The sequence below is a fragment of the Nocardia vinacea NBRC 16497 genome (assembly GCF_000308835.1).
GTDB classification, from domain to species: Bacteria; Actinomycetota; Actinomycetes; order Mycobacteriales; family Mycobacteriaceae; genus Nocardia; species Nocardia vinacea.
The window spans coordinates 21707-46822 of record NZ_BAGN01000405.1 but is presented as its reverse complement, the minus strand read 5'-3'; the positions used below and the strand labels follow the sequence as shown (position 1 = coordinate 46822).

The 25116-nt window shown below is 65.1% G+C and carries 23 protein-coding genes; 10 read left to right on the top strand and 13 right to left on the bottom strand.

Annotated features, from left to right (window positions below; translation table 11 throughout):
• Nucleotides 1-918 (bottom strand): fumarylacetoacetate hydrolase family protein (locus tag ON44_RS38475; protein WP_040699630.1); only part of this gene is annotated, 918 nt, incomplete at its 3' end.
• Nucleotides 919-1021: 103 nt separating this feature from the next.
• Here ON44_RS38475 and ON44_RS38470 point away from each other — a divergent pair.
• Entirely contained in the window at nt 1022-1618 is a 597-nt protein-coding gene (locus tag ON44_RS38470) for a TetR/AcrR family transcriptional regulator (protein WP_040699628.1), read from the top strand.
• Nucleotides 1619-1651: 33 nt separating this feature from the next.
• On the opposite strand, the gene fahA is transcribed toward ON44_RS38470, so the two are convergent.
• Genes fahA through ON44_RS38445 form a run of 5 tightly spaced genes read right to left on the bottom strand, consistent with a single transcriptional unit; the run spans nt 1652 to nt 7519 of the window.
• Nucleotides 1652-2857 (bottom strand): fumarylacetoacetase, encoded by a 1206-nt coding sequence (gene fahA, locus ON44_RS38465; RefSeq protein WP_040699626.1) that lies wholly within the window; start codon nt 2855-2857, stop codon nt 1652-1654.
• Nucleotides 2854-3687, bottom strand: a complete 834-nt coding sequence (locus ON44_RS38460) for a hypothetical protein (RefSeq protein WP_040699624.1) — start codon at nt 3685-3687, stop codon at nt 2854-2856. The genes fahA and ON44_RS38460 overlap by 4 nt, the downstream gene beginning before the upstream one ends.
• Entirely contained in the window at nt 3684-4877 is a 1194-nt protein-coding gene (locus ON44_RS38455; protein ID WP_040699622.1) for a homogentisate 1,2-dioxygenase, read from the bottom strand. Before ON44_RS38455 ends, ON44_RS38460 begins: the two co-directional genes overlap by 4 nt.
• Nucleotides 4878-4932: 55 nt before the next feature.
• Complete coding sequence (locus ON44_RS38450; protein WP_040699620.1) at nt 4933-6546, bottom strand: FAD-dependent monooxygenase; 1614 nt, start codon at nt 6544-6546, stop codon at nt 4933-4935.
• A gap of 10 nt (nt 6547-6556) precedes the next feature.
• The gene (locus ON44_RS38445) at nt 6557-7519 is read right to left on the bottom strand and encodes an MBL fold metallo-hydrolase (protein WP_040699618.1); all 963 of its coding nucleotides are present in this window, start codon (nt 7517-7519) and stop codon (nt 6557-6559) included.
• Nucleotides 7520-7639: 120 nt separating this feature from the next.
• On the opposite strand from ON44_RS38445, the gene ON44_RS38440 reads away from it, so the two are divergent.
• Nucleotides 7640-8179: a MarR family winged helix-turn-helix transcriptional regulator gene (locus ON44_RS38440; protein WP_040699616.1), complete on the top strand. Its 540-nt coding sequence runs from the start codon at nt 7640-7642 to the stop codon at nt 8177-8179.
• Nucleotides 8180-8472: 293 nt separating this feature from the next.
• Here ON44_RS38440 and ON44_RS38435 read toward each other — a convergent pair whose 3' ends face one another.
• Nucleotides 8473-9117, bottom strand: a complete 645-nt coding sequence (locus ON44_RS38435) for a TetR/AcrR family transcriptional regulator (protein WP_051182968.1) — start codon at nt 9115-9117, stop codon at nt 8473-8475.
• A 173-nt stretch (nt 9118-9290) separates the two neighbouring features.
• Here ON44_RS38435 and ON44_RS38430 point away from each other — a divergent pair, with 173 nt between their 5' ends.
• Nucleotides 9291-10571, top strand: a complete 1281-nt coding sequence (locus tag ON44_RS38430; protein WP_040699615.1) for a cytochrome P450 — start codon at nt 9291-9293, stop codon at nt 10569-10571.
• A gap of 23 nt (nt 10572-10594) precedes the next feature.
• A complete protein-coding gene (locus ON44_RS38425; protein ID WP_040699614.1) occupies nt 10595-11458 on the top strand; it encodes an enoyl-CoA hydratase/isomerase family protein in 864 nt (287 codons plus the stop codon).
• Nucleotides 11459-11695: 237 nt separating this feature from the next.
• Here the strand turns inward: ON44_RS38425 and ON44_RS38420 are convergent, their stop codons facing one another.
• Nucleotides 11696-13252 carry a carboxylesterase/lipase family protein gene (locus ON44_RS38420; protein ID WP_040699613.1) on the bottom strand — a complete coding sequence of 519 codons (1557 nt, stop codon included), beginning with the start codon at nt 13250-13252 and terminating at the stop codon, nt 11696-11698.
• Between the two features lie 125 nt (nt 13253-13377).
• Entirely contained in the window at nt 13378-15030 is a 1653-nt protein-coding gene (locus ON44_RS38415) for an MFS transporter (protein WP_169338147.1), read from the bottom strand.
• Nucleotides 15031-15408: 378 nt separating this feature from the next.
• On the opposite strand from ON44_RS38415, the gene ON44_RS38410 reads away from it, so the two are divergent.
• Nucleotides 15409-16353: a LysR family transcriptional regulator gene (locus ON44_RS38410; RefSeq protein ID WP_040699611.1), complete on the top strand. Its 945-nt coding sequence runs from the start codon at nt 15409-15411 to the stop codon at nt 16351-16353.
• A gap of 91 nt (nt 16354-16444) precedes the next feature.
• Here the strand turns inward: ON44_RS38410 and ON44_RS38405 are convergent, their stop codons facing one another.
• From ON44_RS38405 to ON44_RS38395, 3 genes are all read right to left on the bottom strand, one after another.
• Nucleotides 16445-17254: a sugar phosphate isomerase/epimerase family protein gene (locus ON44_RS38405; RefSeq protein ID WP_040699610.1), complete on the bottom strand. Its 810-nt coding sequence runs from the start codon at nt 17252-17254 to the stop codon at nt 16445-16447.
• Between the two features lie 114 nt (nt 17255-17368).
• Nucleotides 17369-18445: an NAD(P)H-dependent amine dehydrogenase family protein gene (locus ON44_RS38400; RefSeq protein ID WP_051182976.1), complete on the bottom strand. Its 1077-nt coding sequence runs from the start codon at nt 18443-18445 to the stop codon at nt 17369-17371.
• 213 nt (nt 18446-18658) lie between these two features.
• Nucleotides 18659-19264, bottom strand: coding sequence for a TetR family transcriptional regulator (locus ON44_RS38395; protein ID WP_373283275.1), 606 nt, complete (start codon nt 19262-19264; stop codon nt 18659-18661).
• 159 nt (nt 19265-19423) lie between these two features.
• On the opposite strand from ON44_RS38395, the gene ON44_RS38390 reads away from it, so the two are divergent.
• The 5 genes from ON44_RS38390 (at nt 19424) to ON44_RS38370 (ending at nt 24558) form a co-directional block, all read left to right on the top strand.
• Nucleotides 19424-20257, top strand: a complete 834-nt coding sequence (locus tag ON44_RS38390; RefSeq protein WP_040699608.1) for a mycofactocin-coupled SDR family oxidoreductase — start codon at nt 19424-19426, stop codon at nt 20255-20257.
• Nucleotides 20258-20268: 11 nt separating this feature from the next.
• Nucleotides 20269-21090, top strand: coding sequence for a mycofactocin-coupled SDR family oxidoreductase (locus ON44_RS38385; protein ID WP_040699639.1), 822 nt, complete (start codon nt 20269-20271; stop codon nt 21088-21090).
• 69 nt (nt 21091-21159) lie between these two features.
• Nucleotides 21160-21990: a carboxymuconolactone decarboxylase family protein gene (locus ON44_RS38380; protein ID WP_085998700.1), complete on the top strand. Its 831-nt coding sequence runs from the start codon at nt 21160-21162 to the stop codon at nt 21988-21990.
• Nucleotides 21991-21998: 8 nt separating this feature from the next.
• Entirely contained in the window at nt 21999-23477 is a 1479-nt protein-coding gene (locus ON44_RS38375; RefSeq protein ID WP_051182965.1) for an aldehyde dehydrogenase family protein, read from the top strand.
• Between the two features lie 268 nt (nt 23478-23745).
• Complete coding sequence (locus tag ON44_RS38370; RefSeq protein ID WP_040699606.1) at nt 23746-24558, top strand: SDR family NAD(P)-dependent oxidoreductase; 813 nt, start codon at nt 23746-23748, stop codon at nt 24556-24558.
• Between the two features lie 59 nt (nt 24559-24617).
• Here ON44_RS38370 and ON44_RS38365 read toward each other — a convergent pair whose 3' ends face one another.
• On the bottom strand, nt 24618-25037 hold the full coding sequence (locus tag ON44_RS38365) for a winged helix DNA-binding protein (RefSeq protein WP_040699605.1): 420 nt from the start codon (nt 25035-25037) through the stop codon (nt 24618-24620).
• Between the last annotated feature and the right edge of the window lie 79 nt (nt 25038-25116).

Here is a 25116-nt window from a genome sequence, read left to right as displayed (position 1 = left end):
GATCTCGAGTTCGACGACATCGCCCGGCCGCAGCTTCTTGTCGATTTCGAGGCCGGAGCCATTGGGCAGCGTCCCCGAGCCGATGAGATCGCCCGGCTGCAGGTTGTCGCCGATAGAGACATAGGCCAGCATTTCGGCGGGGGTGTAGATCATGCCTTCGGCCTTGGTGCTGGTCCACTCCTCGCCATTGACGCGGACGGATCCGGTGATGGCGTCGAAGTCCTGGATCTCATCGATCGTCGTGATCCACGGGCCGATGCCGTAGGCGAAGTCCTTGCACTTCTGCGGCCCCATACCCATACCCATTTCGGAACCCTGCACATCGCGTGCGCTGAAGTCGTTGAAGATGGTGAGACCGAACAGCTTTGCCTGCGCCTCGTCGGGCGTGAGGTTGCTGCCGTAGCCCCCGACGATCAACCCGATTTCGAGTTCGTAATCGACGAATTCGGAGTAGCTCGGATACGGCACCTCCTGGTCGTGCCCGTAGACCACGCCGGTGGACCCCTTGAAGTAGCCGGGGGTCTCGAACAGCTGCGGGTTCGGCAGACCACCGCCGACCTTCTCGTGGAACTGCTTCATATGCAGCGGGAAGGTCAGACCGTCGCGGATCACCGGCGGATCGACAGCGGGCTGCCAGTCGACCTCACCGATGGGCAGCGACGCGTCGTCACCCGCCTGATCCACTGCCCAATGCGCGGCCTCGAGGAATACCGGACCGGCCGCGATCGCGGCGGCCATGCTCGACGGAAAGTACGCGGCCGCGAGCCGCTGTGCGGCCGCGCTGGACGCCGACCCGCGCTGACGGCCGATGCGGTACGCGCTGGCCAGATCCACCACTCGATCCCGGTCGGGTTCGACCGCTACGAGCCTGGTTTGGTCACCGTCCGGCGTCGAACGGGAGATTCGGCTGAGCTTCATTGCTGACCACCCTTTATATCATCCGAAACGTTTCGTATCGTATAAGGAACATAGAACCATGCCAATGCCATGTTTGACAACGGATTCGAGATAACATCCTCTTGTGGCTGTACGAAGCGAATCGAGTCGACAGGCGATCCTGGACGCAACGATGGACCTACTGGTCCGGGATCGGAGACGGGCGACCACCGTCCAGAAACTGACCATCGAGATGATCGCCAAGCGGGCGAAGGTCAGTAAGGCGACCATCTACCGGTGGTGGCCCAACAAGGCCGCCGTGGTCATAGACGCCTTCATGGAGGGTCATCTGCCACAGGTCCGCATCCCGGAGGATCTTCCGGTCCGCGAGGCCCTCGAAACACATGTGAAGTCACTGATCGCGCGGTACGCCGGACCGCAGGGGCGGCTGATCGCCCAGATCATCGCCGAGGGGCAGTACGACCCGGCTACCCTCACCGATTTCAAGACACGGTTCTGGAACGACCGATACGCCGCAGTGGACAAGCTGATTCGCCGAGGGGTCGACGAGGGCGTGTTCCGTTCCGACATCGAACCGGGCGATGCTGCCGAGATGATCTACGCGCCGATCTACTTCCACTTGCTCTTCGGTACCGGCCCGCTAGACGATTCGCTTGCGGCGCGGCTCGTCGACCAGGCTATCCGCGGACTCGCAGCACCGGCGGCGGGTACTCCGGACTGACTCGCGGTACCCGCCACCGCACAGCACAATGCGTCAGGAACCCGCCGCTTCCGGCGGTTGAATGCGGGCGGTGACCTCACCGAGGCTGATCAGCGCACCGGAAGGACCCGGGGCGGATCCCCTCAGCGTCACGATATCGCCGTCTTCCAGGAAGGTACGCGTGCCGCCGTCGGGCAGGCGCACCGGCTCGGTTCCGTTCCAGGTGAGTTCGATCAGCGAACCGCGCTGATCCACAGCTGGTCCGGACACCGTGCCCGAAGCGAACAGATCACCCGTACGCAGGCTCGCACCGTTGACCGTCATGTGCGCGAGCATCTGCGCCGGGGACCAATACATCTGCGCGTACGGCGGCCGAGACACGGTGTGCCCGTTCAGCGCGAATTCCAGCCGCAGATCCAGTCCCCACGGCTCGGGCTCCTCCAAATACGGCAACGGTTTCGGATCCTGCGGCGGCGTCGGTACCCGCGCGGCGGCCAGTGCTTCCAACGGAACGATCCACGGCGAGATCGAGGTGGCGAACGACTTGCCGAGGAACGGCCCGAGCGGCACGTATTCCCAGGCTTGGATATCGCGGGCCGACCAGTCGTTGACCAGGCACACACCGAAAACATGGTCGGCGAAATCCTTGGTGGACACCGGCCTTCCCAGTTCGCTCGGTACTCCGACCACATAGCCGACCTCGACTTCGATATCGAGGCGAGCCGACGGCCCGAACACCGGCGCCGGATCCGACGGAGCCATGCGCTGCCCCCGGGGACGAATCACCGAAGCGCCGGAGGCGACGACCGTGCCCGCGCGACCGTGGTAGCCGACCGGTAGATTCTTCCAATTCGGCAGCAGCGCAGCCGAATCCGGGCGAAACATGGTGCCCAGGTTGGTGGCATGGTGCTCGCTGGCATAGAAGTCGACGTAATCGGCTACCTCGATCGGTAGGTGCAGTGTGACCTGGTCCACCGGATGCAGTATGTCGGCCGCGCGGGCTCGTTGCATCGGGTCGGTGAGCAAGTCGGTGATCCGACGGCGGGTCGCTGTCCAGAATTCCCGCCCACAAGCCATGAAGTCGTTCAGCGAAGCCCTTTCGAACACTTGGTCGCCCAGAGCCGCCCGCAGATCGAGCACATGATCGCCGATCCGAACTCCGACGCGGGCAACTCCGCCCGATGGCGAGAAGACTCCGTAGGGCAGATTGTCGATTCCGAAACCGGAGCCCTCGGGTACCGGCGCCCAGGTGGTGGTCATTGTGAAACCCTTTCCGTGTCAATAAGTCCGAAGGCCTGGGCCTCGGCCACCGGGATGGTCGTGCTGCACGATCCGTAGCTGGTGAGCAGGCCGCGTGTGGCCGTGATGGCCGCGGCATCCAGGGTGGTGGCCGCCCGCACCAACCGCAGGGAGTCCTCGGTCAGCAAGGTGGCCTCGATCGCCCCAGCGTCCGCACCCCCGGCGGCGGCCGCGGCCGCGAGTACCAGATTCAGGAATCCGTGGTGGGCGAACCCGGTCCGCTCATCGATGTAGCGCACCGCGTGATGCAGACCGGCGGTGGCTTTCACGGGAACGCCCGCTCCGGCAGCGGCGACCAGTGCGTCCGCCAGTGCGGGCGCCGATGGGAACAATTCCGGCCGAATGCCGCCGCAACGGAGCTTCAGGCCGACGCCGAGCCGTGCCAGTTCGGGGGTGAGGCCCGCGATATCGGAGTAGGCCGCGGGTTCGACGAAAACCGGTACGCAGTGCGGCAGCTGGGCGACCGCCTCCGCCACCGGTACGTTCACCGCGGCGAGTGGGAACTCGATCAGGGCCAAGTCGAGAACTGAGTCGGCTGCTATGTCCGACAGCACAGTGGCCAGTCCGGACATGCCTTTGTCCGCGATGAGGCCGACGCGAATACGGTCGTCGATTTCGAGTTGGGCGCGCAGTTCGCCGATACGGCTCGCCGGGCACAGGAATCGGTGCGTCAGCACCGGACTGGCCGCGAGACTGTCGGCCCTGTGCCGCGCGACAGCATCGGGCATGCTCAATACGGTCGGCGGGAACAGTCCAGCATCGTCGACCAGGCCGTCCAGCAGTCCGGTCATGAGTTCGCCCGCGACCAGCTGCCGACGTAGACGCCGTCATCGGAGGCCACTCCGCCCTCGCCGAGCTGCAGCGGCCGGAAGGTGTCGACCATGACGGCGAGCTCGTCGAAGAATTCCTTACCCAGGCTGCGCTCGACCGCACCGGGCTGTGGGCCGTGCGCGTGCCCGCCCGGGTGCAGCGATATTGATCCCTGCCCGATTCCGGTGCCCTTGCGCGCCTCGTAGTCGCCGCCGCAATAGAACATCACTTCGTCGGAGTCGACATTGGAGTGGTAATACGGCACCGGGACCGACAGTGGGTGGTAATCCACCTTGCGCGGCACGAAGTTGCAGATGACGAAGTTGTTCCCCTCGAATACCTGATGCACCGGCGGGGGCTGGTGCACCCGGCCGGTGATCGGCTCGAAGTCGGAGATATTGAAGGTGTACGGGTAGAGGCAGCCGTCCCAGCCGACGACATCGAACGGGTGGTGCGGCACCAGATACCGAGTGCCCGTGACCCCGTTGGGTCCTCGGTGTTTGACGAGGACTTCGACGTCTGTCTCCTCCGACAGCAACGGCTCGGCGGGACCGTGCAGATCTCGTTCGCAGTACGGGGCGTGTTCGAGCAGCTGGCCGAAGCGCGACAGGTACCGCTTGGGCGGCGCGATATGGCTGTTCGCCTCGATCACATAGGCGCGCAGCGGTTTTCCAGTTTCCGGCAGCCATCGGTGGGTGGTCGCCCGGGGCAGGACGACATAGTCGCCTTCCCGCACCGGCAGCACTCCGAACACCGTCTCCACGAGGCCCGCGCCTGACTCGACGTACACACACTCGTCGCCGATGGCGTTGCGGTACAACGGTGATTCCTTACCGGCGACGACGTAGGAGATGCGGACGTCGTCGTTGCCGAGCACCAGCCGCCGGCCAGTCACCACGTCGATCGACTTCCACCCCTCACCCGGAAACAACGCGGGCAACCGCAGATGTCGGGGAATGAGCGGGTGGTTGGGGGTCAGCGAGAGGTCGCCGGGCTCCCACGCCGCCGCTTCCCGGATCGCCGAGGGGATGTGCCGGTGGTACAGCAGCGACGAGTCGCTGGAGAAGCCCTCCTCCCCCATCAGCTCCTCGTAGTGAAGCGCACCGCCGCCGGTGCGGAACTGTGTGTGTCGTTTGGGCGGGATCTGCCCCACCTGGCGGTAGTACGCCATGTCGAAAGCTCCTCATTTTAGTCAATTCATTGACTATTTTGCGCGCGCAGTGCTGTCAGGCCACCACGGTGATCTCGGCTGTCGCACCGCGCGCCCGCCGGATCGCACGGGCCAATTCTTCGACGCTCGGTTCGACCAGTGCCGCGGCAAGGTAGGCGTCGGGCCGGACCAGCCAGACTTCTCCAGGTTCGGCGCGCAGTGCGGCGGCGAGTGTCCCGTCACCGTCGATGGCCGCGATCTCGAGAACCCGGATCGGCGCGGGCGTGGCGGCGGTCGCGCACCGCGCGAGGGTCTCCACATCGACGCCCGGTCCGGCCAGCAGGAGCAACCCGTCGCGAGCGAACTCCCGCAGCCGGCCGTGCCCGCCATTGGGCAGGGTGACCGGCGCGTCGGGCACGATGATGCCGGGGGCAATTGGCGGCACCGTGCCACGGGGCGGCCGACCATGGAAGGGGCGGCCGGGATCCGGAGTCGTCAGCGGCGAGTCGACATACCAGAACGGCTCGGACAGCCGACCCGAGTCGACCGCCGCGCTGGTAGCAGGATCCACCGCTGCGCGTTCGAGGGTGTCGCGGCGCACCCGACGCTGCTGGTCATCGCGCGGCACCAGGAAGTTCATGGTGTCGGTGGTGACCTCGATATTCTCCAGTGCGGCCGCGTACCGCTCGATGTGGTAGCTCTCCAGCAGTTCCGCCGGTGCCCAGCCATTGAGCACGAAAGCCAGTTTCCACGCGGCGTTCTCGGCGTCGGCGACGCCGGAGTTCAGCCCGCGCGCGCCGAACGGCGATACCAGGTGGGCACAGTCGCCGGCCAGCAGTACCCGGCCCACGCGCATGCGATCGACGACGCGAGAGTGGAAGCGGTACACCGAGTTCCACACGATCTCGTAGTCCGCATCACCGATGATCCTGCGAATCCGCGCGTCCAGCGCGCCGCTGGCCCGCTCCGCGTCGAGGTCGTAGTCGCCGGGCACCTGCCAGTCGATGCGGAACGTCGAGTCCGGGCAGGGATGAATGAGCACCTGCCGCTCGGGATTCCACTCCGGGTCGAAGTAGAAGCGGCGTTCGGTAGCCCAGTCCGGCAGATCTACCCGGATATCGCAGATCAGGAACCGGTCCTCGAAGGATTCACCGCCGAAGTCGACGCCGAGCCCGGCGCGCAGGTCGTCGCTGCGCGGGCCGCCGCAAGCGACGGCGTACGCCGCCGTGATGGCCACCTCCCCCGCCGGAGTGGCGCAGCGCAGGCGGACGCCGGTGTCATCCTGTGCGATTCCGGTGACGGTATGACCCCACCGCACGTCGATCAGGTCGGACGCCGCGATGGCCTCGTCGAGGATCTGTTCGGTACGGGTTTGCGAGATGTTGACGAATGCCGGGAACGCCGACTTGCCGGAATCCGGTAAGTCATAGGAGAACAGTTCGCGATCACGGTAGAAGGTACGCGCCGTGGTCCAGGTGACGCCCTCGTTCGCGATCCGCCGTCCGGCACCGACGGATTCCCATACATCGAGCACGTCACGCTGCTGGCAGATGGCCTTGGAGCCGATCTCGTCGCGCTGCGGCCGGGCGTCCAGCACGATCACCGGGATACCCCAGCGGGCCAGCAGCAATGCGGTCGTCTGCCCCACCGGCCCGTTGCCGACGACGGCGACCGTCTTATCGGTTGTCATGTCGAATTCCTCAGTCCTGCAGCTGATTCCAGACTTCATGGTCGCGCTCGGCGGTCCAGATGACGGGCCGTTCGATACCGGACAACTCGTCCCACACACGGGAGACGTCGAACGGCAGGCAGTGTTCGAAAATCGGCCAGCGCCCGTAGCGGTCGAACAGTGCCGCGTGCGTGGCCTCGAACGCCTCCTTCAGGGTTCCGCCACGCTGATGCACCACGCCCACCTCGGTCAGCATCACCTGCAGGAAGTGCCGGGTCTGCTCGGTCGCGGCGTCGCACGCATCGCGCCCACGGGCCACCCCACCGCGGCCACCGATGAGCTGCTCGGCGCCCAGTGCTTTGACGGCGTCGAGCGTGCTGGTTGCCCATTCGCGATGGAAGGCGTCGCCGGTGTACAGGGCGGCTTCGGCCTCGACCAGGTCACCGGCGAACAGGATCTTGTGCTGGGGCAGCCAGGCCACGATGTCGCCCTCGGTGTGCCCGCGGCCCAGGAACTTCAACTGCAGGTCGCCGCGGTCGCCGCCGAGGTCGATGGTGACCGAGTCGGAGAAGGTCTGAGTGGGCCAGGCCAGTCCGGGAATGGTGTCGGGCTCCTTGAAAAGTCGCGGCATGCGCCCGTATTCTGAATCCCAATCCTGTTGTCCGCGTTCGGCAATCAGCTTGCGCGTGTTGTCGTGCGCGATGACCACTTCCGCGTCGTATGCGCTGGCACCAAGCGTGCGCACCGCATGGTAGTGCGACAGGATCAGGTACTTGACCGGCTTGTCGGTGTGCTCGCGCAGCTTCGCCAGCCACTGCCGCGCCGCGACCGGCGTGGCCAGCGCCTCGAAGCAGACGACGAAATCCTCGCCCTCGATCGCGCCGATATTCGGATCACCCTCGGCGGTCAACGCGTACACACCGTCGGCGAGCACCTCGAGCGTCTGCACTTTCTCGCCGAGATCCGCCGACGAGGCGAAAGCCTTCGTGGTCATCAGCCCTCCATTAGTCAATGGTTTGATTAATTTCAGACGAGTGTAGCCCGAACCACACCAATGGCAAGACCCACTCGCCGTCACTCCCGCCGACCGGACGGACGTCATTACCCTGTGCTCATGACCACGGCTCCGGAGTCCCCCCGCAACCTCGACTACCTGACCTTCGTCGACTACGCGGTGGACAAGGCCAATCGCGAACTACCCCAGGTCGATCCGACAGCCATGCGCATGGTGCTGACACTGCACCGGGTCACCAGCGCCCTCGTCTATGACCTCGAGGCCTCGGTACACCGGCCACGCGGCTGGAGCTGGCCCGGCTTCCGCATCCTGTTCGTGCTGTGGCTGGCCGGCCCTATGGAAGGCAAGCGCATCGCCGAGCTCTCCGGCAACAGCCGCGCGGCGGTGTCAGCGCTCGTCAACACCCTGGAACGCGACGGCTTGGTCACCCGCGAGAAGGCCGAGCACGACCGCCGCGCAGTACAAATCACCCTGACCGATCGCGGCCACCACGCCATCACCGATGCATTCCGTGAGCACAACCAACGCGAACGCGCCTGGGCCAACGCCCTGACCAGACCAGAGCAGACAATCTTCATCGGCCTGCTGGAAAAGCTGATGCACGGCATGACCGAAGTGGCCGAGAAGCGGCGCAGCTGAGTTCAGCTCCCGTCACCCAATCCGCAGACGCCCGCGTGCGGATTCCGCTGCGCGCGAGAGTCGCAAAACGACGCAAGCCTAATCGCCGAACCGGTCGATCCGGAGAACTGGCGGCGATATCTTGCCGTGCAGCTCAACGGCTTCCGCACCGACGCCGCACCAGCGTTGCCGCTGCGACCGGCTGCATTGTCATCGGATCAGCTGAACCGTGCCCGCGCCGCGGGCACCGGACGCCGGAAGCAGCCGTGAGCGATCATGTAGCGAACGCATTGTCCTTCACAATTGCTTCCTTTCTACTCGTCACCGACCGGCTCTCGCATTGATGGCGCGAGGACCCCAGCCGACTCACGCGACGGCAACGGTGTGCCGAAACGTTGCAGGTAGCGTTCGACGAACGCGCGCAATTCGTCATGACCCTGCTCGACCCCCACCGCACTTTCGCTACCGAGAATGCGCGCTGCCCCGGTGAGCAGCATCGACATCACCACCGGCGGAAACTCATCCAGATCCATGCCGTACGCCCGCAGAACCAGCGTGACGGCAGCGGTCTCGATGTCGCGCACCCGCTCCGCATACGCCTTGAGTTCGGTGCCGATCACCTTGCGATGGTTGGCCAATGCCATGAATTCGGTATTCAGCTGGACGAATCGGGAGTCGGCGTTGATCGACCACAATGCCCGCAACGGATCCTCGTCGGTAAGCACTCGACGCACCCGAGCCAGCTCGCGCTCGGCGCCGGTCCGCAGCACGTCGACGAACAGATCGTCCATCGTGGGGAAGTAGTAGTACACCAACGCGGGCTTTACCCCGGCCTTGGCCGCCACCCGCCGCGACGTCGCCGCGGCGTACCCCTCTTCACGCATGATTTGAGCGGTCGCCTCCATCAGCCGGTCGCGTGTTCCGACATCCTTGCCGTTCGCTGCACGCTTATTGGGCATTAGTGAAACCTCTCGAGAACAACGCCAAGGCAACATCTTTCAAGGACGCTTATGTCCCTTGACCGCTCGCTTCGAACCATGGTAAGCATGCGTCATCCTAACAGTTTGATCGATCGATCAGTCTCCTGCCGACTGATCGAGCGCTCCACCCGCCACGAAAGGCCGGCGAGAAAATGACCGATCTGGCCACAGTCGACTACTTCTCCGACCCAGCCGTCACCCAGAACCCCTACCCCTACCTGGAATACCTGCGCAGCCAGAATCCGGTATTCCGCGAACCCCACTACGGCGTCATCGCCGTCACCGGATACCAGGAAGTCATCGAGGTCTTCCGCGACCCCGACACCTACTCCGCCGCTGTTTCCATCGGCGGCCCCTTCCCGCCCCTGCCCTTCGAACCCGAAGGCGACGACATCAGTACCCAAATCGAAGAACACCGCCACCAGTTCCCGATCAACGAGTTCATGGTGACGATGGATCCGCCGGACCACACTCGCACCCGGGCGCTGCTGAGCCGGCTGATCACCCCCAAACGGCTGAAAGAGAACGAGGACTATATGTGGCAGCTGGTGGATCGCCAGTTCGACGAGTTCCTCGCCAACGGGCGGTGCGAATTCCTGGCCGAATACGCCAGACCCTTTGCCACCCTTGTCATCGCCGACCTGCTCGGTGTCCCCGATAACGACCGCGACGAATTCCGCGCCACGCTGGCCGGGCACAAAACTCCCGGAAGCCGAGTGGGTGCGCTCGACGGCGAACCGGTGGGCACCAACCCCCTGCAGTGGCTGGACGACCGATTCAGCGCCTACATCACCGACCGGCAACGCACTCCGCGCGGCGACATCCTCAGCGTGCTGGCATCCACCACCTACCCCGACGGGACGAACCCCTCGATCATCGAGCTCGTCCGCCCCGCCACGTTCCTATTCGCTGCCGGGCAGGAAACCGTCACCAAACTGCTCAGCTCCGCCGTGCGCGTGCTGGGCGAACGCCCCGACCTGCAACAGCGGGTTCGTGCCGATCGCAGCCTGATCGGTGGCTTCATCGAGGAATCGCTACGCCTGGAAAGCCCCACGAAAGTCGACTTCCGGCTCGTCAAGAAGACCACCACACTCGGCGGAGTCGACCTTCCCGCCGGAACCGTGGTGATGCTGTGCCTCGGCGCCGCCAACCGTGACCCCCGCAAATTCGAGGATCCGGATCAATTCCACATCGACCGCCGCAACGCCCGCGAACACATCGCCTTCGGCCGCGGCATCCACACCTGCGCCGGCGCACCACTGGCCCGAGTCGAAGGCCAAGTCACCCTCAACCGCCTCCTCGACCGCGCGCACGACATCACCATCGATGACACCGCACACGGCCCCACCGGCGACCGCACCTACAAATACGAACCCACCTTCCTGCTGCGCGGACTTCGCGACCTGCATATCACCTTCACACCCAGCGCGTAGCGAAGGCTTCCGAAGGAGTCACCGTGGTCAAACGCTCGAGATTCGCCGAGTACAAGGACCGGTACGCCAACTACCGCTTCGAGCTGAGCGATGACGGCGTACTACTCATGCAGTGCCACACCAACAGTGGTCCGTTGGTGTGGGACTGGCGGGCACACGACGACATGGCCGATGCCTTCGCCGACGTGGCCGGTGACCGGGAGATCAAGGTGCTCATCCACACCGGCACCGGCGCGAACTACAACGCCGACTGGGGCGTGCTCCCCGACGGCACCTCGCCCGCGGAGCCGGTCTACCAGGCGATGCCGGGCCGTGAGGGGGTCCGGCAATTGGACGAAAAAGCTTGGTACGGTAGCAATCTGGTGTTCAACGTGCTCGAGGTGGACGTGCCGATGATCAGCGCGGTGAACGGGCCGTGCAATATCCACTCCGAGGTACCGCTGCTCGGCGATATCGTGCTGGCGTCGGAAGACGCTTGGTTCCAGGATGCCCCGCACTTTCCGCGCGGCATGGTACCGGGCGACGGCCAGCATGTGATCTGGAACTTCCTGGTCGGGCACAACCGGGGCCGATACTTCCTGCTGACCGGCAAGAAGCTGACGGCGCGGGAGGCCATGGAGTGGGGCGCGGTCGCAGAGGTACATCCGAACGACAAGCTCCTCGACCGTGCCTGGGAGCTGGCACACGAACTGGCCAAGCGGCCACCGCTGACCCTGCGATACACCCGCCGCCTGTTCACCCATCAGCTCAAGCAAGTGTTCCTGGCTCAGATGAACCAGGGCACCGCGATGGAAACCTACGCCCAGCGCGAATTCTTCCCATTCGGCGGTGGCATGGAACCACTCGACCGCGCCTGGGATGACAAACCCTGGACCCGCCGCCAGTAGGCGGCTTGGGCACCACTCACCAACACCGCGACAACCGCGCAGGGTCGAGGTGCCCAGACCGGGCGGCGCATGAATCCGAGGTCGGACCTCGGTTACGCGCCAATGCCCGAATGCGCTGCCACAGTACTGCTTTCGGAACAGTCGTGACGTGCGGGCGCCTGCATGTACTGATCGAGCCGTCCTGGCCTGCTGCGGAGACCCTGCACGTCCTTCGCCGAGTCTCGCTCGACACTGTCGCTATCCGCGTCGCTGCTGCGACGGCTGCAGTAGAGGCAGGGCACCGAAGGTGTACTGCTGCCAGAGCCGACGGGAGGCCTCCTCCGGATACGGGGCAATGGTCGGCTTCGCATCGAGGAGCTGAACCAGCCGTCGGCCCGGCTCGTAGGCGGGCCAGCCCGGATCGCCCGTGGCGGCGAAGCGACCCCAGGCGGCGCGCATCCGGGACGACAGCTCCAGTGCCTCGGCTGGAGGCTCGGAACCCAGCAGCAGTGGCCCGAGATGCGTTTCGTACGTACCGAACAGCAGTGTTTCATCCAGTGCGTGACAGGCGCCGAAAACCCCGCCATTGTTCGGCGCCGCCCAGGTGAGTTCGTACATGTGAACGCGTCCGCCGACCCCGGCGTGGGCATCCGCGAGATGTAGTGCGGGCATGCGGTATTGGTTGTCGGACTGCACCAGTTCGCACAGCTGCGCCGCGGTGGCGTCCGGGAATGCCGCACGATAGGCCCGTTCGCTGCCGGGCCCCGGGCCGTAGAGCTGCAGGTCGAATTCGGCGCGCTCGTCATCGATCGCGTGTAGTTCGCCGGTCAGCACCAGAAAGAGCTGGCATTCGTGCCGGTTGTGCCCGATGATGAGCTCGATGTCCCGACTGGCACCGGATGCGACTGCCTGCCACGGCGTCGTCGGAAGGACGTCACCGTCCACTACAGGAGCGAAGGGCGCGAGCAGATACGCGGCCGAGCCCCAGGTTTCGGCGTACTTACGCATCTCGGCGCCCACTGCCGCACCGGCATCCGGCAGTCGCCGCGGGTCGACCCCGGCCAGGTCCACCGCCGTCGGTCGGCAACCCGCGGCTTTCGCGATGACCTCGGCGATGTCGGCGGCCAATTCGTCGGAGAAATACTTGCCGGGCATGCTCTGCATGACGGCCCGCTGGAAAAGCCCTGCGGCACTGGGCATCGCCAGCAACGCCGCCACCGATCCGGCCCCGGCTGACTCACCGCATACGGTGACCCGATCGGCGTCGCCACCGAAGGCGGCGATGTTCTCCTGCACCCACCACAGAGCGGCGACCTGGTCGAGCAGGCCACGATTCGCCGGGGTTCCGGATATCCGAGCGAACCCCTCCACACCGACCCGGTAGTTGAACGTCACGACGACGACGTCTCCCTCGTGGGCGATCCGATATGCGTCGTAACCGGGACTGCCGGAAAAGCCGAGTTTGTAAGCCCCGCCGTAGATCCACACGATAACCGGCCGACGTTCAGCCGAATCCGGTTGCGGTGTCCAAATATTCACCGTCAGCCAGTCGTCGCCCTCGGGAATCTCCGACATACCTGTCAGCCCGGCGATTCCTGCTTCCTGCGGTGGCGGCGGACCGAACTCGAATGCGTCGCGGACATCCGGCCAGGGGGTCGGCGGCCGCGGCGGTGCGAACCGTGCATCGCCTACTGGCGGCCGCGCGAACGGAATCCCACGGAAGACGGCTACACCGTGCTCGATTCGGCCTCGTACCGCGCCACCACTGGTTCGGACAACAGGTTCGGCCGGCTCGTGGAGCGACCCCTCGGACATAGTCGACCTCGCATTCGGTCGGCACCGTGCGACCGGCGCGCGGAATCGGAATCGCCCCGCGCCCAACCGCACGGAGCGAGCAGAGAAGAAGTGCGGCGCCCGGGTGGACGCCGCATTCTCGGCGATCAGACCTCGAACCCGCCGGTGGCCGGCTTGTCGAATTGGCGCATGGCCACGATGGCGAGCACCAGCGCCACCGCGGCTGCGATGGCGAACATGTAGAAGGCGTCGACGTAGGCCGCCTCGCTCGGCAACTGCGCCATCGGCCCGGTGTCGAGCTTGCGGGCTTCGACGTGCCCCGGCGCGTTGATATGCAGGACGAGCGGATGTGCCGAGAAGATCGCCGCCGTGGCTGCGGCGGCCGCGGCGGTACCGAAACTGTTGAACGCCCCGTACATTCCGGCGCTGACACCCTGCTGTTCCTGCGGCACCGATTCCACCACCATGTTCGGCAGCGTGCCCAGGAAGGCGCCCGCGCCGATACCGGCGATCATCGCAATCAGGGCCAGCTGCAACGGACTCTCGTGATAGAGCGCGAACAGCACCGACGAGAGGATGAACATGACCGGCGAGATGATGTAGGGCCGCCGTAGCCCGAAGCGGGTGGACAACCAGCCGCACAGCGGTGACACGATCACGTACACCACCGTCATCGCCAGCAGTGCCCGCACCGTGAACTGCAGCAGTGTCAGATTGAGCCCCGGCAGCTCTCCCTCGACCGAGAAGTACTGCATCACCATCGACGGCGAGATGTTCATCTGCGTCTGCTGCGACGCCTGCGCCGCCGCCTGCTGGGCCGCACCCTCGACGACCTGCCGCTTGATCGCCTCACCAGCGGCGCCGCCGGGAGTTTCGGCCAGGTAGCTCATCAGATAGCCGAGGCCCTGCATGATGCCCACCGATAGGAATGCCGCCGCCATGATGGTGACGAATCGCGGCGTGCGCAGCAGTTTCGGGTCCATGATCGGTTCGGGCGTGACCAGTTCCCAGCCGTAGAAGACAACCAGCAGGACAACGCCACCGATCAGCCAGGCCAGCGCCGAGAGGTTGCCCCATCCCCAGACGACTCCTTCGCTGAGGTAGATCAGCACACCGCCGATTCCCGCGCCTAGCAGGACCGCGCCCACCCAGTCGATGCGGCTTTTCACCCGCAGTTTCGTCTCGGGCACGATGATCGCGAGCGGGATGATCGTCACCACGGTCCAGCCGACACAGAACCAGAACAGCGACCGCCAGCTGAAGTGATCGGTCAACAGCCCACCGGCGACCGGACCGAGCACGGCGCCGACCCCGGTACCGCCACCAGCCAGTGCGATGGCCATATTGATGTGCCGCCGCGGCATCAGATCGCGAATCAAGCCGTAGGAGACGAATATCGCCGGGAAAGCTACCGCCTGCAAACCGCGGCCAAGCAACATCAGTGGCCACGATGACGTGACCGCGACCAAGACACTTCCGATCAGAGACGTTCCCAGGCAGGCCAGGATGATCTTCTTCTTGCCGAGGCGATCGGACAGCTTGCCGGCCACCGGGACCAACACACCGCCCACGATCGCATACAGAGTCGACATCCAGGTCAGCTGGCCCGCGCTTTGGTGTGGGAAGTCCGCACCGATGTAGCGCGTGGCCATCGAGACGAATGTGAAGTAGTACGTGCCGACCTCGGTGGCCAAGACGATCGCCAGAATTATCAGGACCACCCGCACTCGCGAGGCGCCTTCGAGTCGTCCGGTGTCGACCTCGTCAGGACGAGCGACATCCACAGACGGTGTTGCCATGGGCTTGCTTTCTCCCTTCGTCCGCACCCAGCGCGGACTGCTGTGCTCCCCCACGTTGTTACGGATCATCATTATCCGAAAATGAGAATCGCATTTACGCGGAATGTACACATCACATATGTCGATGCGGGTTCGGCATCCAACTCAGCCCACGCCAGGGCATGTAGGGCGACTGGACAAACTTGGCGAACGCCTGGGGTCTACATTGGTCCGGTTGTCGGCAAGTCACATCCCACCAGCTCTATCCCACTATTGACTAGACATGCCAACCAGTGCTATCCATTGCCGAACCCAGATTTTGGGCAGTCGTCTAGCATGCGTGCTGGGCGGACCTTGACTTCTCTTCGGAGACAGAACCAGAGGGCTCGCCGAATTGTCATGGACATCAAGCAGTTGACCGCCTTCGTGACAGTCGCCGAGCTGGGCAGTGTGACCAGGGCGGCCGACTCGTTGCATCTCACCCAGTCCTCGGTCACCCGGCAGATCCAGGCGCTGGAGCAGGAACTCGGCGTCACTTTGTTCGAGCGAACCCGTAACGGCATGACACTGACCATCGCGGGGCGGGTGATGGCCGAGCGCAGCCGATCCGCCCTGCTCGAGCTCGGCCGGGCACGGGCGGAGATAACGCCGATGCCGACCGCCACCGACACGGTCACCGTGGGACTGCTGGAGAGCATCGCCGAGGCGATCGGCCTACCACTGGCGACGACCGTTCGCCACGAATACCCCGGGCTGGACCTGTGTTTGGTCGTCAGCGATTCCGGTCGCTTACAGCGCCGGATGGACGAGGGCGAGCTGGACGTCTCCCTCACCGCGGAGAGCCCGGGCATCACGGCGCTGTCGCCGACACCGTTGGCGACCGAGCAGTTGTGGGCGATCGCTCCGGCGAATGCGCTATTGCGTGCCGATGTGCCGGTTGCGCTGCGCGACGTCGCCGAACATCCGATGGTGCTGCCACCCCTCGGCAGCGCGTTGCGAGATTTGCTCGACAGCCTGGACGCGCGTTTCCGGGCTGTGGTCACCACCGCGTCGCTGCGGATACAGAAGCAGTTGGTTGTCGGGGGCCGGGGATGGGCAGTCCTACCACCGGTTGCTTTCGCGGAAGAGCTTGCGGCGCACTCGATCAGCGCTGCGCCACTGCAAGGTCCGCAACTGCAGCGCCGGATCGTACTGGCTGTCGGCCGAACCGCTCGTTCCGCCACGGCGGCGGAGAATGTGGCCCGGCTACTTGCGCGGCTGGTGCGCTCCGAGATCCGCGACGGCCGCTGGCCGTCGGCCCGACTGATCGGCTATCGCGGGGACGACAGCCGCCTCTGCCGTTGACTGTGCCGGCATGCGCCGTAATCGACTGTCGCCGACCTCGGCCCAACTATCGCGGAGACCGAAAATCGTTGCCTGGCAACCTCATTCGTTATTACGGGATGGTGTGACCAGCATTGATCAGGGTACGGCGGTTGGTGGCGAGGAGCTCGAACGGATCGGCATCGGTGATGTCGATCTCGGTGATGTGCCAGCAGCCATCGGGGGCCGAACCTACGGCGGCGAGCACGTCGACGACACCGGCTCCGATCTGGACCTGAGGCTTCGGCTGCATCGGGTCGTCCAGCCCACCTGGGCCGTCCTTCAGGTGCAGCGCTACCACCCGCGCACCGAGCCGCGCCAGAATCTCGACCGGATCCTGCCCAGCTGACACCGCCCAATAGACGTCGAACTCGGCAACGACGATCGGGTCGAGCAATTCCCACAGCACGTCGAAACCGAGGTCGCCGCCGCCCAATTCGGCCCATTCGAAATGATGGTTGTGATAGCCGAGCCGGATACCGTGATCAGCGAGCTGATGCGCGACCTCGTTCATGCGCCCTGCGAAGCTCTCGAGCTTCTCCCGGTTCCCGAACACCTCACCGTCGAACCCTTCGACGAGAAGCGGAATCGCCACGATGACGGTGTCCGTTTCCAGGATGCGGCACACCTCGGCGACGGCATCCTGACTGCCCGCGGGAATGGCTGCGTGCACACTGCTCACGGCGAGCCCGGCAGCGTCCAGGTCCGCCCGCAAGCCGCGGGCATTGGCGAGCAGCTGCTTTGTCGGCGTATTCCAGAAGCCGAGCGCAAATGGCTCGACATACCGGTAACCGATCTGCGCCAGCCGGGCGAGGGTTCCGGGACGATCAGCCGCCAGCGCATCGCGAACGCTGTAGAGCTGCACACTGAGCATGCCGGACATGGCGGTACTCCTTACTTATCGTGGGGCCGCCGCACCGACCGCGGATACAGCAGAGCCGCACTGAAAATGGTCTATCGCTTCGACAGGCGCGACTTCGTTTCGGATCTCGGCCGATCAGGCCAGCGATGCCGTAATGGTGGGAAGGTCGACTGTGGTGCGGATGCCGGGCGGGGCTGCGCAGACGAACGGAATCGCGTTGACCGGCCGGTTGGCGGTATAGGCCGGTGAGATCTCGTTCATCTGTGTCAGCGGGAACGGGAAGCGCATTTCGATGTCCAACGGCGCGTCGCCGTCGACCCGCACACGCCACCCGGTAGGGCGAAGATCCCAGGCGGCGTCGATGTCGGTGGTGCAGTACCAGTTGGCGCGAAACCGCAGCAGCGCGGTCCCTTTGTGCTGCCCCGAGATCGTGATTCGCTGCGCGGCAACCGTTCCCGCCTCCAGCGTGCCCGCAACGATCTCCGTCCGGCGGCGGGCGAGGGCGACCTCGGCGGTGGCGTCGACGGTATCCAGCGGCAGGCCGATGGCGTCGGCGACCAGCTGCAGCGACGGGCCGAATGCGTGCCGCAGATTATCCGCCCGCCGGGTATCGAACTGCGCGGGCGGCAGGCCGAACCCCATGATCTCGAACGGGATCGCCGGTGAATCCCGTTGCGACATATCGGCGTATTCCTCGATCGTGAGGTTACGCAGCTCGCGCTGAATCGAAGACAGCACCAGCGGAACCGCCTCGGTGATGAAGCCGGGACTGCTTCCGGTGCTGTGTATCGAAGTGTTCCCGGCCTGGCAGGCGGACTCGACCCGCGCGCGGACGGCCGGATCCATGCTTGCCGGACGGTGGAATTCGCCGCAGGTGGTGACGATATTGGCCCCCGATTCCAGCAACCGGCACACGGTATCGATATCACAGCGCAGCGGCATGTAGAGCACACAATCGGCGCCGAGGGCGAGGATCTGATCGAGACTGCCGGTAGCGGTTACCCCGGTAGCTCCCAGCCCGCACAGCTCCCCCGCGTCGCGCCCGACTTTGTCAGCCGAGTGGGCGTAGACGCCGGCCAAGGCTAGGTTCGGGTGCTCGATCACCGCACGCAAGGCTCGGGCTCCGACATCGCCGGTCGCCCATTGGACCACCCGATAGGAAGAAGTAGCGGGCGAGTCGATGACAGTGTGGGACAACGGAACCGATTTCATGCCTGCCTCGTTCGGTCGGTCTTCCTCGACGAGCTGGGGCGGTGGAGCCGGTTGGTTCCGCATGAAGCAGAGCGGTTCGCGCACTCCGGCATCGCCTTCGAGAATGACGATTTCATATTTCGGTAACAGTATTACCACCGGTGAGCCTCCCGGCGGACGGATTTCCGCGTCGCCGAGGCTCGACGGCGCCAGCTCCGGTCACAGGCCGCAGCGCTACCGGCCCTCGCGCCCAGCCTCGTACCCCGAGGTCAGCCAGTACACCGTGCGGTCGACGGCGGGCACTATCGCGGATACGTCGATCTCGCCGCACGCGAAGCGCCCCAGCAGGCCGTAGACCAGACTCGACAAGATCGTCTCGAGATCTCGCACGAAATCGGCGTCGACCTCGGCCAACACCGCCATGGCGGCGGGAACGACAGCGTCGAACCCGCGCCGGATCAGCTTCTCGCCACCTGGTGTGGAGCGGGCCCGGAAATAGGCGGCAAGCAGGGCAGGGTGGCCTTCCCACGGCTCGAAGATGCTTCGTAACACCCGCATCAGACCGACGTAGAGAGTCTCGTCGGCACCGGAGACCTGCGCATCCAGACCGGCGTACCGGTTCTCCTCCATCCACAAGTCCAGCGCCGCCAGGATCAGGTCATCCCGGGTGCCATACAGCTTGTAGATCTTGGTCAGCGACACCCGGGCACGGCGTGCGACCTCGCGCAACAGCAATGCGTCGTAGCCATCGGTCTCGAGCAATTCCACGACCGCCCGCCGGATCCCGTCGCTCGCCTGCCCCGGCACCTCTCCCGACTCCACACCTTCCCGCGCGATCAAATTCGATTCCTTCCCGCACACCAGATAGCGTGCTACTCTCCCATAGTGGTAATGGTATTACCACAGATCAACGCATACTTTTGCGTTTCATGATAACCGTGTTCTCGCCCGACTCGGCCGGGGCGGCACGGATCTGCTCGGCATCGAAGTGAGGATCAAATGGGTTCGTTAGACGGCAAAGTCGCCTTCATCACCGGTGTAGCGCGCGGACAGGGCCGAAGTCACGCTGTGCGATTGGCTACTGAAGGTGCCGACATCATCGGCGTGGACATCTGTGCCGACATCCCCTCCAACCCCTACCCGCTGGCGACGCGCGAGGAGCTCGACGAGACCGTCGCACTGGTCGAGGCCAAGGGCCGCCGGATGCTCGGCTCGGTCGCCGACGTACGTGACTTCCATCAGATTCGCTCCGCCTTGGACTCCGGTGTCGCCGAATTGGGCCGCCTCGATATCGTCTGCGCCAACGCCGGGATCGCCCCGACGTCGTTCGACGAAGTTCCGATCGAGACCGAACTCGACATGTGGAACGCCGTGATCGGTGTCAATCTCTCGGGTGTCTTCCATGTGACCCGCGCCGCGATCCCCCACCTGATCGCCGGTCAGCGTGGGGGCGTCATCACCTTGACCAGTTCCACCGCCGGTCTGGTCGGCCTCGGCGGCATGGAGGGTGGCGGCCTCGGCTACGCGGCCGCGAAGTCCGGACTCGTCGGCATCATGCGGGTGCTGGCGAATGTTCTTGCACCGCACAGCATTCGGGTCAACACCGTGCACCCAACCGCGGTGAACACCATGATGGCCATCAATCCGGCGATGATGGAGTGGGTGCAAAACCACCCCGAATCCGGGGGGCCGCACCTGATGAACCCCATGCCGGTCGCGATGCTCGAACCGGAGGACATCAGCGCGGCAATCGCCTTCTTGGCCTCCGACGAGGCCAAGTACATCACCGGCGTGGCGCTGCCCGTCGACGCCGGCTTCTGCAACAAGCTGTGAGCAGGGCAGCGATGACCGAAAACACGCAACCCACCGGACGCGTAGCCGGCAAGCGGGTGCTGATCACCGGCGCGGCCCGCGGCATGGGCCGCAGCCATGCGGTCCGGCTGGCCGAAGAGGGCGCTGACCTGATCCTGATAGATGTCTGCGGACCGCTGCCGGAGATCGAGTACCCACTCTCCGCACCGCAGGATCTGGCGGAGACGGCTCGTCTGGTCGACAAGCACAACCGCCGCGCAATCACCAAGACCGTTGACATCCGGGATGCTGCGGCACTGACGGCGGCCGTCGCGGACGGCGTGGCGCAGCTGGGCGGGCTCGACGCCGTCGTAGCCAACGCCGGTGTACTGACCGCGGGCACCTGGGACACGACGACACCCGAACAATGGCGGACCGTAGTCGATGTCAACCTCATCGGCACGTGGAATACCTGCGCCGCAGCGCTCCCGCATCTCGTCGAGCGCGGCGGCAGCATCGTCAACATCAGCTCGGCGGCTGCTCTCAAGGGCACGCCGCTGCACATCCCCTACACCGCCTCGAAGCTCGGCGTCGTCGGGATGAGCAAGGCACTCGCCAATGAGCTTGCGGCACAGAATGTTCGCGTCAACACCGTGCATCCGACCGGAGTCGCGACCGGAATGACTCCGGAGTCACTGTTCAAGCTGCTCACCGAAACGCGGCCAGATCTGGCTCCACTGTTCGGCAACGCACTCCCCGTCCCGATGGTAGAGGCCCTCGACATCAGCAATGCCGTGCTGTACCTGGTCTCCGACGAGGCCCGCTACGTCACCGGCATGGAGTTCAAAGTCGACGCAGGCGTCACCCTCAAGTAGCACTCCGCTCCAGCCAGCGAGGCCGATCCTCGCAGCGACCGGAGCGCCGATACAGAAGGCACACAACTCATGACAACAGACACGGTGCCCAGCGCCGACCTGGCACGCTCGGAACGCGGCAAGCGCGAGTTCGCCGGGGTGATGACGTTCCCGGCCCCGGACGATTCGAGCCCGGCCATCGCAAATGGCCTGGTCGACTTCGTGTTCGCCGAGATCTGGACCCGTCCCGGCCTGACTCGGCGGGAGCGGCGATTCATCACGCTGTCCTGCGTCGCCGACGCCGACGCCGAGCAGCCGATCGTCGACCACGTCTACGCGGCACTGAACAGCGGGGACATCACCATCACCGAAATACGCGAGGCAGTCCTGCATTTCGCGGTCTACGCCGGCTGGCCCAAGGCCTCCCGGTTCAACATGATCGTCGACCAGCAATGGGAACGCATCAATCGTGAACGCGGGCAGGAGGTTCCGCCGCAGGAGCCGCTGCTGCCGCTGGTCACTCCCAGCGATCCGCAGGCGCGGCTGGCCCGCGGCGAACAGTCCTTCATGGACGTCAACTGCCTGCCCTACTTCCCCGACCGCAACAACCCGTACCAGGGCGCGGGAATTCTCAACTTCGTCTTCGGCGAGATGTGGCTGCGGCCGGGGCTGGGGATGAAGGAGCGGCGCCTGATCACTGTCGCTTGTGTGGCATTCCAGGACGCGCCGTACCCGATCATGTCGCACGTCTATGCCGCGCTGAAGAGCAAGGATCTGTCCTTCGCTGAAATGGATGAATTCGCACTGCATTTCGCCGCCTATTCCGGTTGGCCGAAGGCATCCCACCTCAACCAGGTGATCGCCGAGCAGAAGCCGCGGGTGCTGGAGGAATGGCGCGCCGAAGACGGAAAGACACCGTAGGAGCACTGATGTCTACGACAACGGAAACTTTGCAACCGCCCGAACATCCATTGCAGGGTGGGTTGTTCATCGGTGGCGACCGGCTCGAACGGACCTCCGGAGGCAGCCAGGAGCATATCTACCCCGCCACCGGCCGACCCAACGCGACGGTTCATCTGGCAGGCCCCGCGGAGATGGACCAGGCGGTCGGCTCCGGGTGGGAGGCGCACCGGGAATGGATGTCGTTGACCGCCGACCGCCGCCGAGATCTGCTCATCGATCTGGCGGACGCGGTCGGGCAGAGCATGGCCGACTTCTCGCGGCTCAACGTGCAGGACTATGCGGTACCGGTGTCGCTAGCCGTCAATACCGTTCTGCTCGAGCGTTTCCTGCGCCACTTCGCCGGATACGTCGACAAGCCGCACGGCCTCAGCACGCCGGTGGCCGCCTCCCTCGACCTCAACCTGATCGAACGCGAACCCTACGGTGTGGTCGGTGTAATCGCGCCGTGGAACGGCTCCATGGTCGTGGCCGCATCGTGTGTCGCGCCGGCGCTGGCCGCGGGCAATGCCGTCGTGCTGAAGCCGTCGGTGCTGGCGCCCTTCGCCGCACTGCGGTTCGGCGAGCTGTGTGCGGAGGTGGGGCTGCCGGCCGGGCTGGTCAACGTGGTGCCTGCGCGGGCCGAGGGCGGCGACGCCCTCGTGCGACATCCCGGCATACGCAAGGTCCATTTCACCGGTGGCGGCGACACTGCTCGCAAAATCCTGGCGAGTGCGGCGGTCAACCTGACGCCGGTGGTGGCCGAACTGGGCGGCAAATCGGCCAACCTTGTCTTCGAGGATGCGAACCTGGATGCGGCGGCGCAGCTGGCGGCGTACCAGGGGCCGATTGTGCAGTCGGGGCAGAGCTGCGCCTGCGCGAGCCGCGTCCTCGTGCACGAGTCCGTCTACGATGCATTCCTGGAGAAGTTCGTGGCAGTAGTCGAGGCCGCGAAGATCGGCGATCCATTCGATCCGACCGTCACGTTCGGGCCTGTGATCAGCGCGGGGGACACCGAGCGGATCCTCGGCGTGATCGACCAGGCGGTTACCGACAAATCCGGAGAGCTGATCACCGGCGGCAAACGAATCGGCGGCGATCTGGCCGAGGGCTACTACATCCAGCCCACGGTGTTCGGCAACGTCGACAACTCCTCGGCGCTGGCGCAGATCGAGACCTTCGGCCCGGTCGTATCGGTGATCAAGTTCGCCGACGAGGCGGAGGCGATCCGGATCGCCAACGATTCGCCGTACGGGTTGAACGCCTTCATTCAGACCACCAACCTCACCCGGGCCCACCGGGTTGCAAGGCGGTTGGAGGCAGGTTCGGTCTGGATCAACCAGATCAGCGACATCTCGCCACAGGGACCTTACGGCGGCTACAAGCAGAGCGGCTATGGCCGCACCGGCGGCCTCGATGGCCTGTACGAATTCCTCCAGGTGAAAAACATCCGGATCGGGATGAACTGAGACATCGACCACGACATCAGCGGAATACCGACGACGCGGGTCCGGTGACCGAACGGTTCACTGGACCCGCGCGACGCTCGTCCGGATACCCCGGCAGTCGAGCCGATCCAGACGTTTGACAAACACCTCGCTGCGAGTACGTTCGTATCCGAACCATCTAGTTCGTTGTGTTCCGGTTCAAGGCTGATCGCAGAACGGTTCATAACACCCGAACGCTTCCACCGAGCATGCGTCGCTGGCGGACACCACTGCCGAGCAAGGAGTCGACATGACTGAACAAACCGTTCTGATCACCGGTTCTACCGATGGTCTCGGGCGGCATCTGGCCGCACGTTTGGGGCGGTCCGGAGCGCGGATCCTCGTGCACGGTCGCGACAAGGAGCGGGCGGAGCAGGTACGCGAGGAGATCCTGGCGGGCGGCGGCCGGGAACCGGAGGTCCTGCTTGCGGATCTGGCCTCGCTACGAGAAGTGGACCAGTTGGCCGAGCAGGTTCGGCGGCGGACCGACCGCCTCGACGTGCTGATCAACAACGCCGGCCTAGGATTCGGCGCACCGGGTGCACCGCGACAGGTCAGCGCCGATGGCGTCGAATTGCGTTTCGCGGTCAATTACCTGGCGGTGTATCGCCTCACTCGGCAACTGCAGCCGTTGCTCATCGACTCGGCGCCGTCGCGAGTGGTCAATGTCGCCTCGATCGGGCAGCAGGCACTCGACCTCGACGACCTCAATTTCGAACGCGACTACGACGGGATTGCGGCCTATCGGCGTGCCAAGCTCGCCGAAATCATGTTCACCTTCGATTTGGCCGAGGAACTGCGCTCATCCGGCGTTTCGGTCACGGCCGTGCATCCGGCCACTTACATGGACACGTCGATGGTGGCCGAGTTCGGCGGATCACCGCTGAGCACCGTCGAAGAGGGCGGCGATGCAGTGTTGCACCTGGTCGACAACGATGTTCCCACTGGCACGTACTTCAACGGCAAAGTCGAATCCCGTGCCGACGACCAAGCCTACGATCCGGCGGTCCGTGCAGCGCTGCGCCAGCGGTCGGACGAGCTGATCGCTGCGGCCGCCGGTTAGCCCCTTCGCGCGTCACTTCACCTGCAGGCGTCCGACGCCGATGTGCAACGATGGCGCGATCATCGATCCGGCAGCAGCACATCGGCGAGCTCGGTCAGCAGTTCCTTCGCCCGGCGAGCCGCGCCCGGGTCGCCCAGTGCGGCCACCAAGGCATCGTCGATGCGCGGGGCGGTTCGTCGTGCGATGGCCTTGAACAGGACATCGGTTGGATAGACAAGGGTGCGCCGCCGGTCGGCCGGGTCGATGTCGGTGGCCAGCAGCGCATCGTCGACCAGCCGCGCGACACAGTCGGAGACATGGCCCTGGGAGAATCCGATCCGTTCGGTGATCTCGCCGACCGAACTGCCCGGATTGTCGATCACATCGACCAGCACGGCAATCTCCCCCTCCGGGGGAAGTTCGTCAGCGGATTCGAGACCGGCCTGGCGCGCGAGCTCGATCAGATATCTACCCAGCCGGTGCAGCCGTCTCCCGTCCATGGGAGCAGCATACGGCACCAGATATCCATTGGTACCGATACATTATCGGATATACATCGGTGCCGATACTATTTCGAAA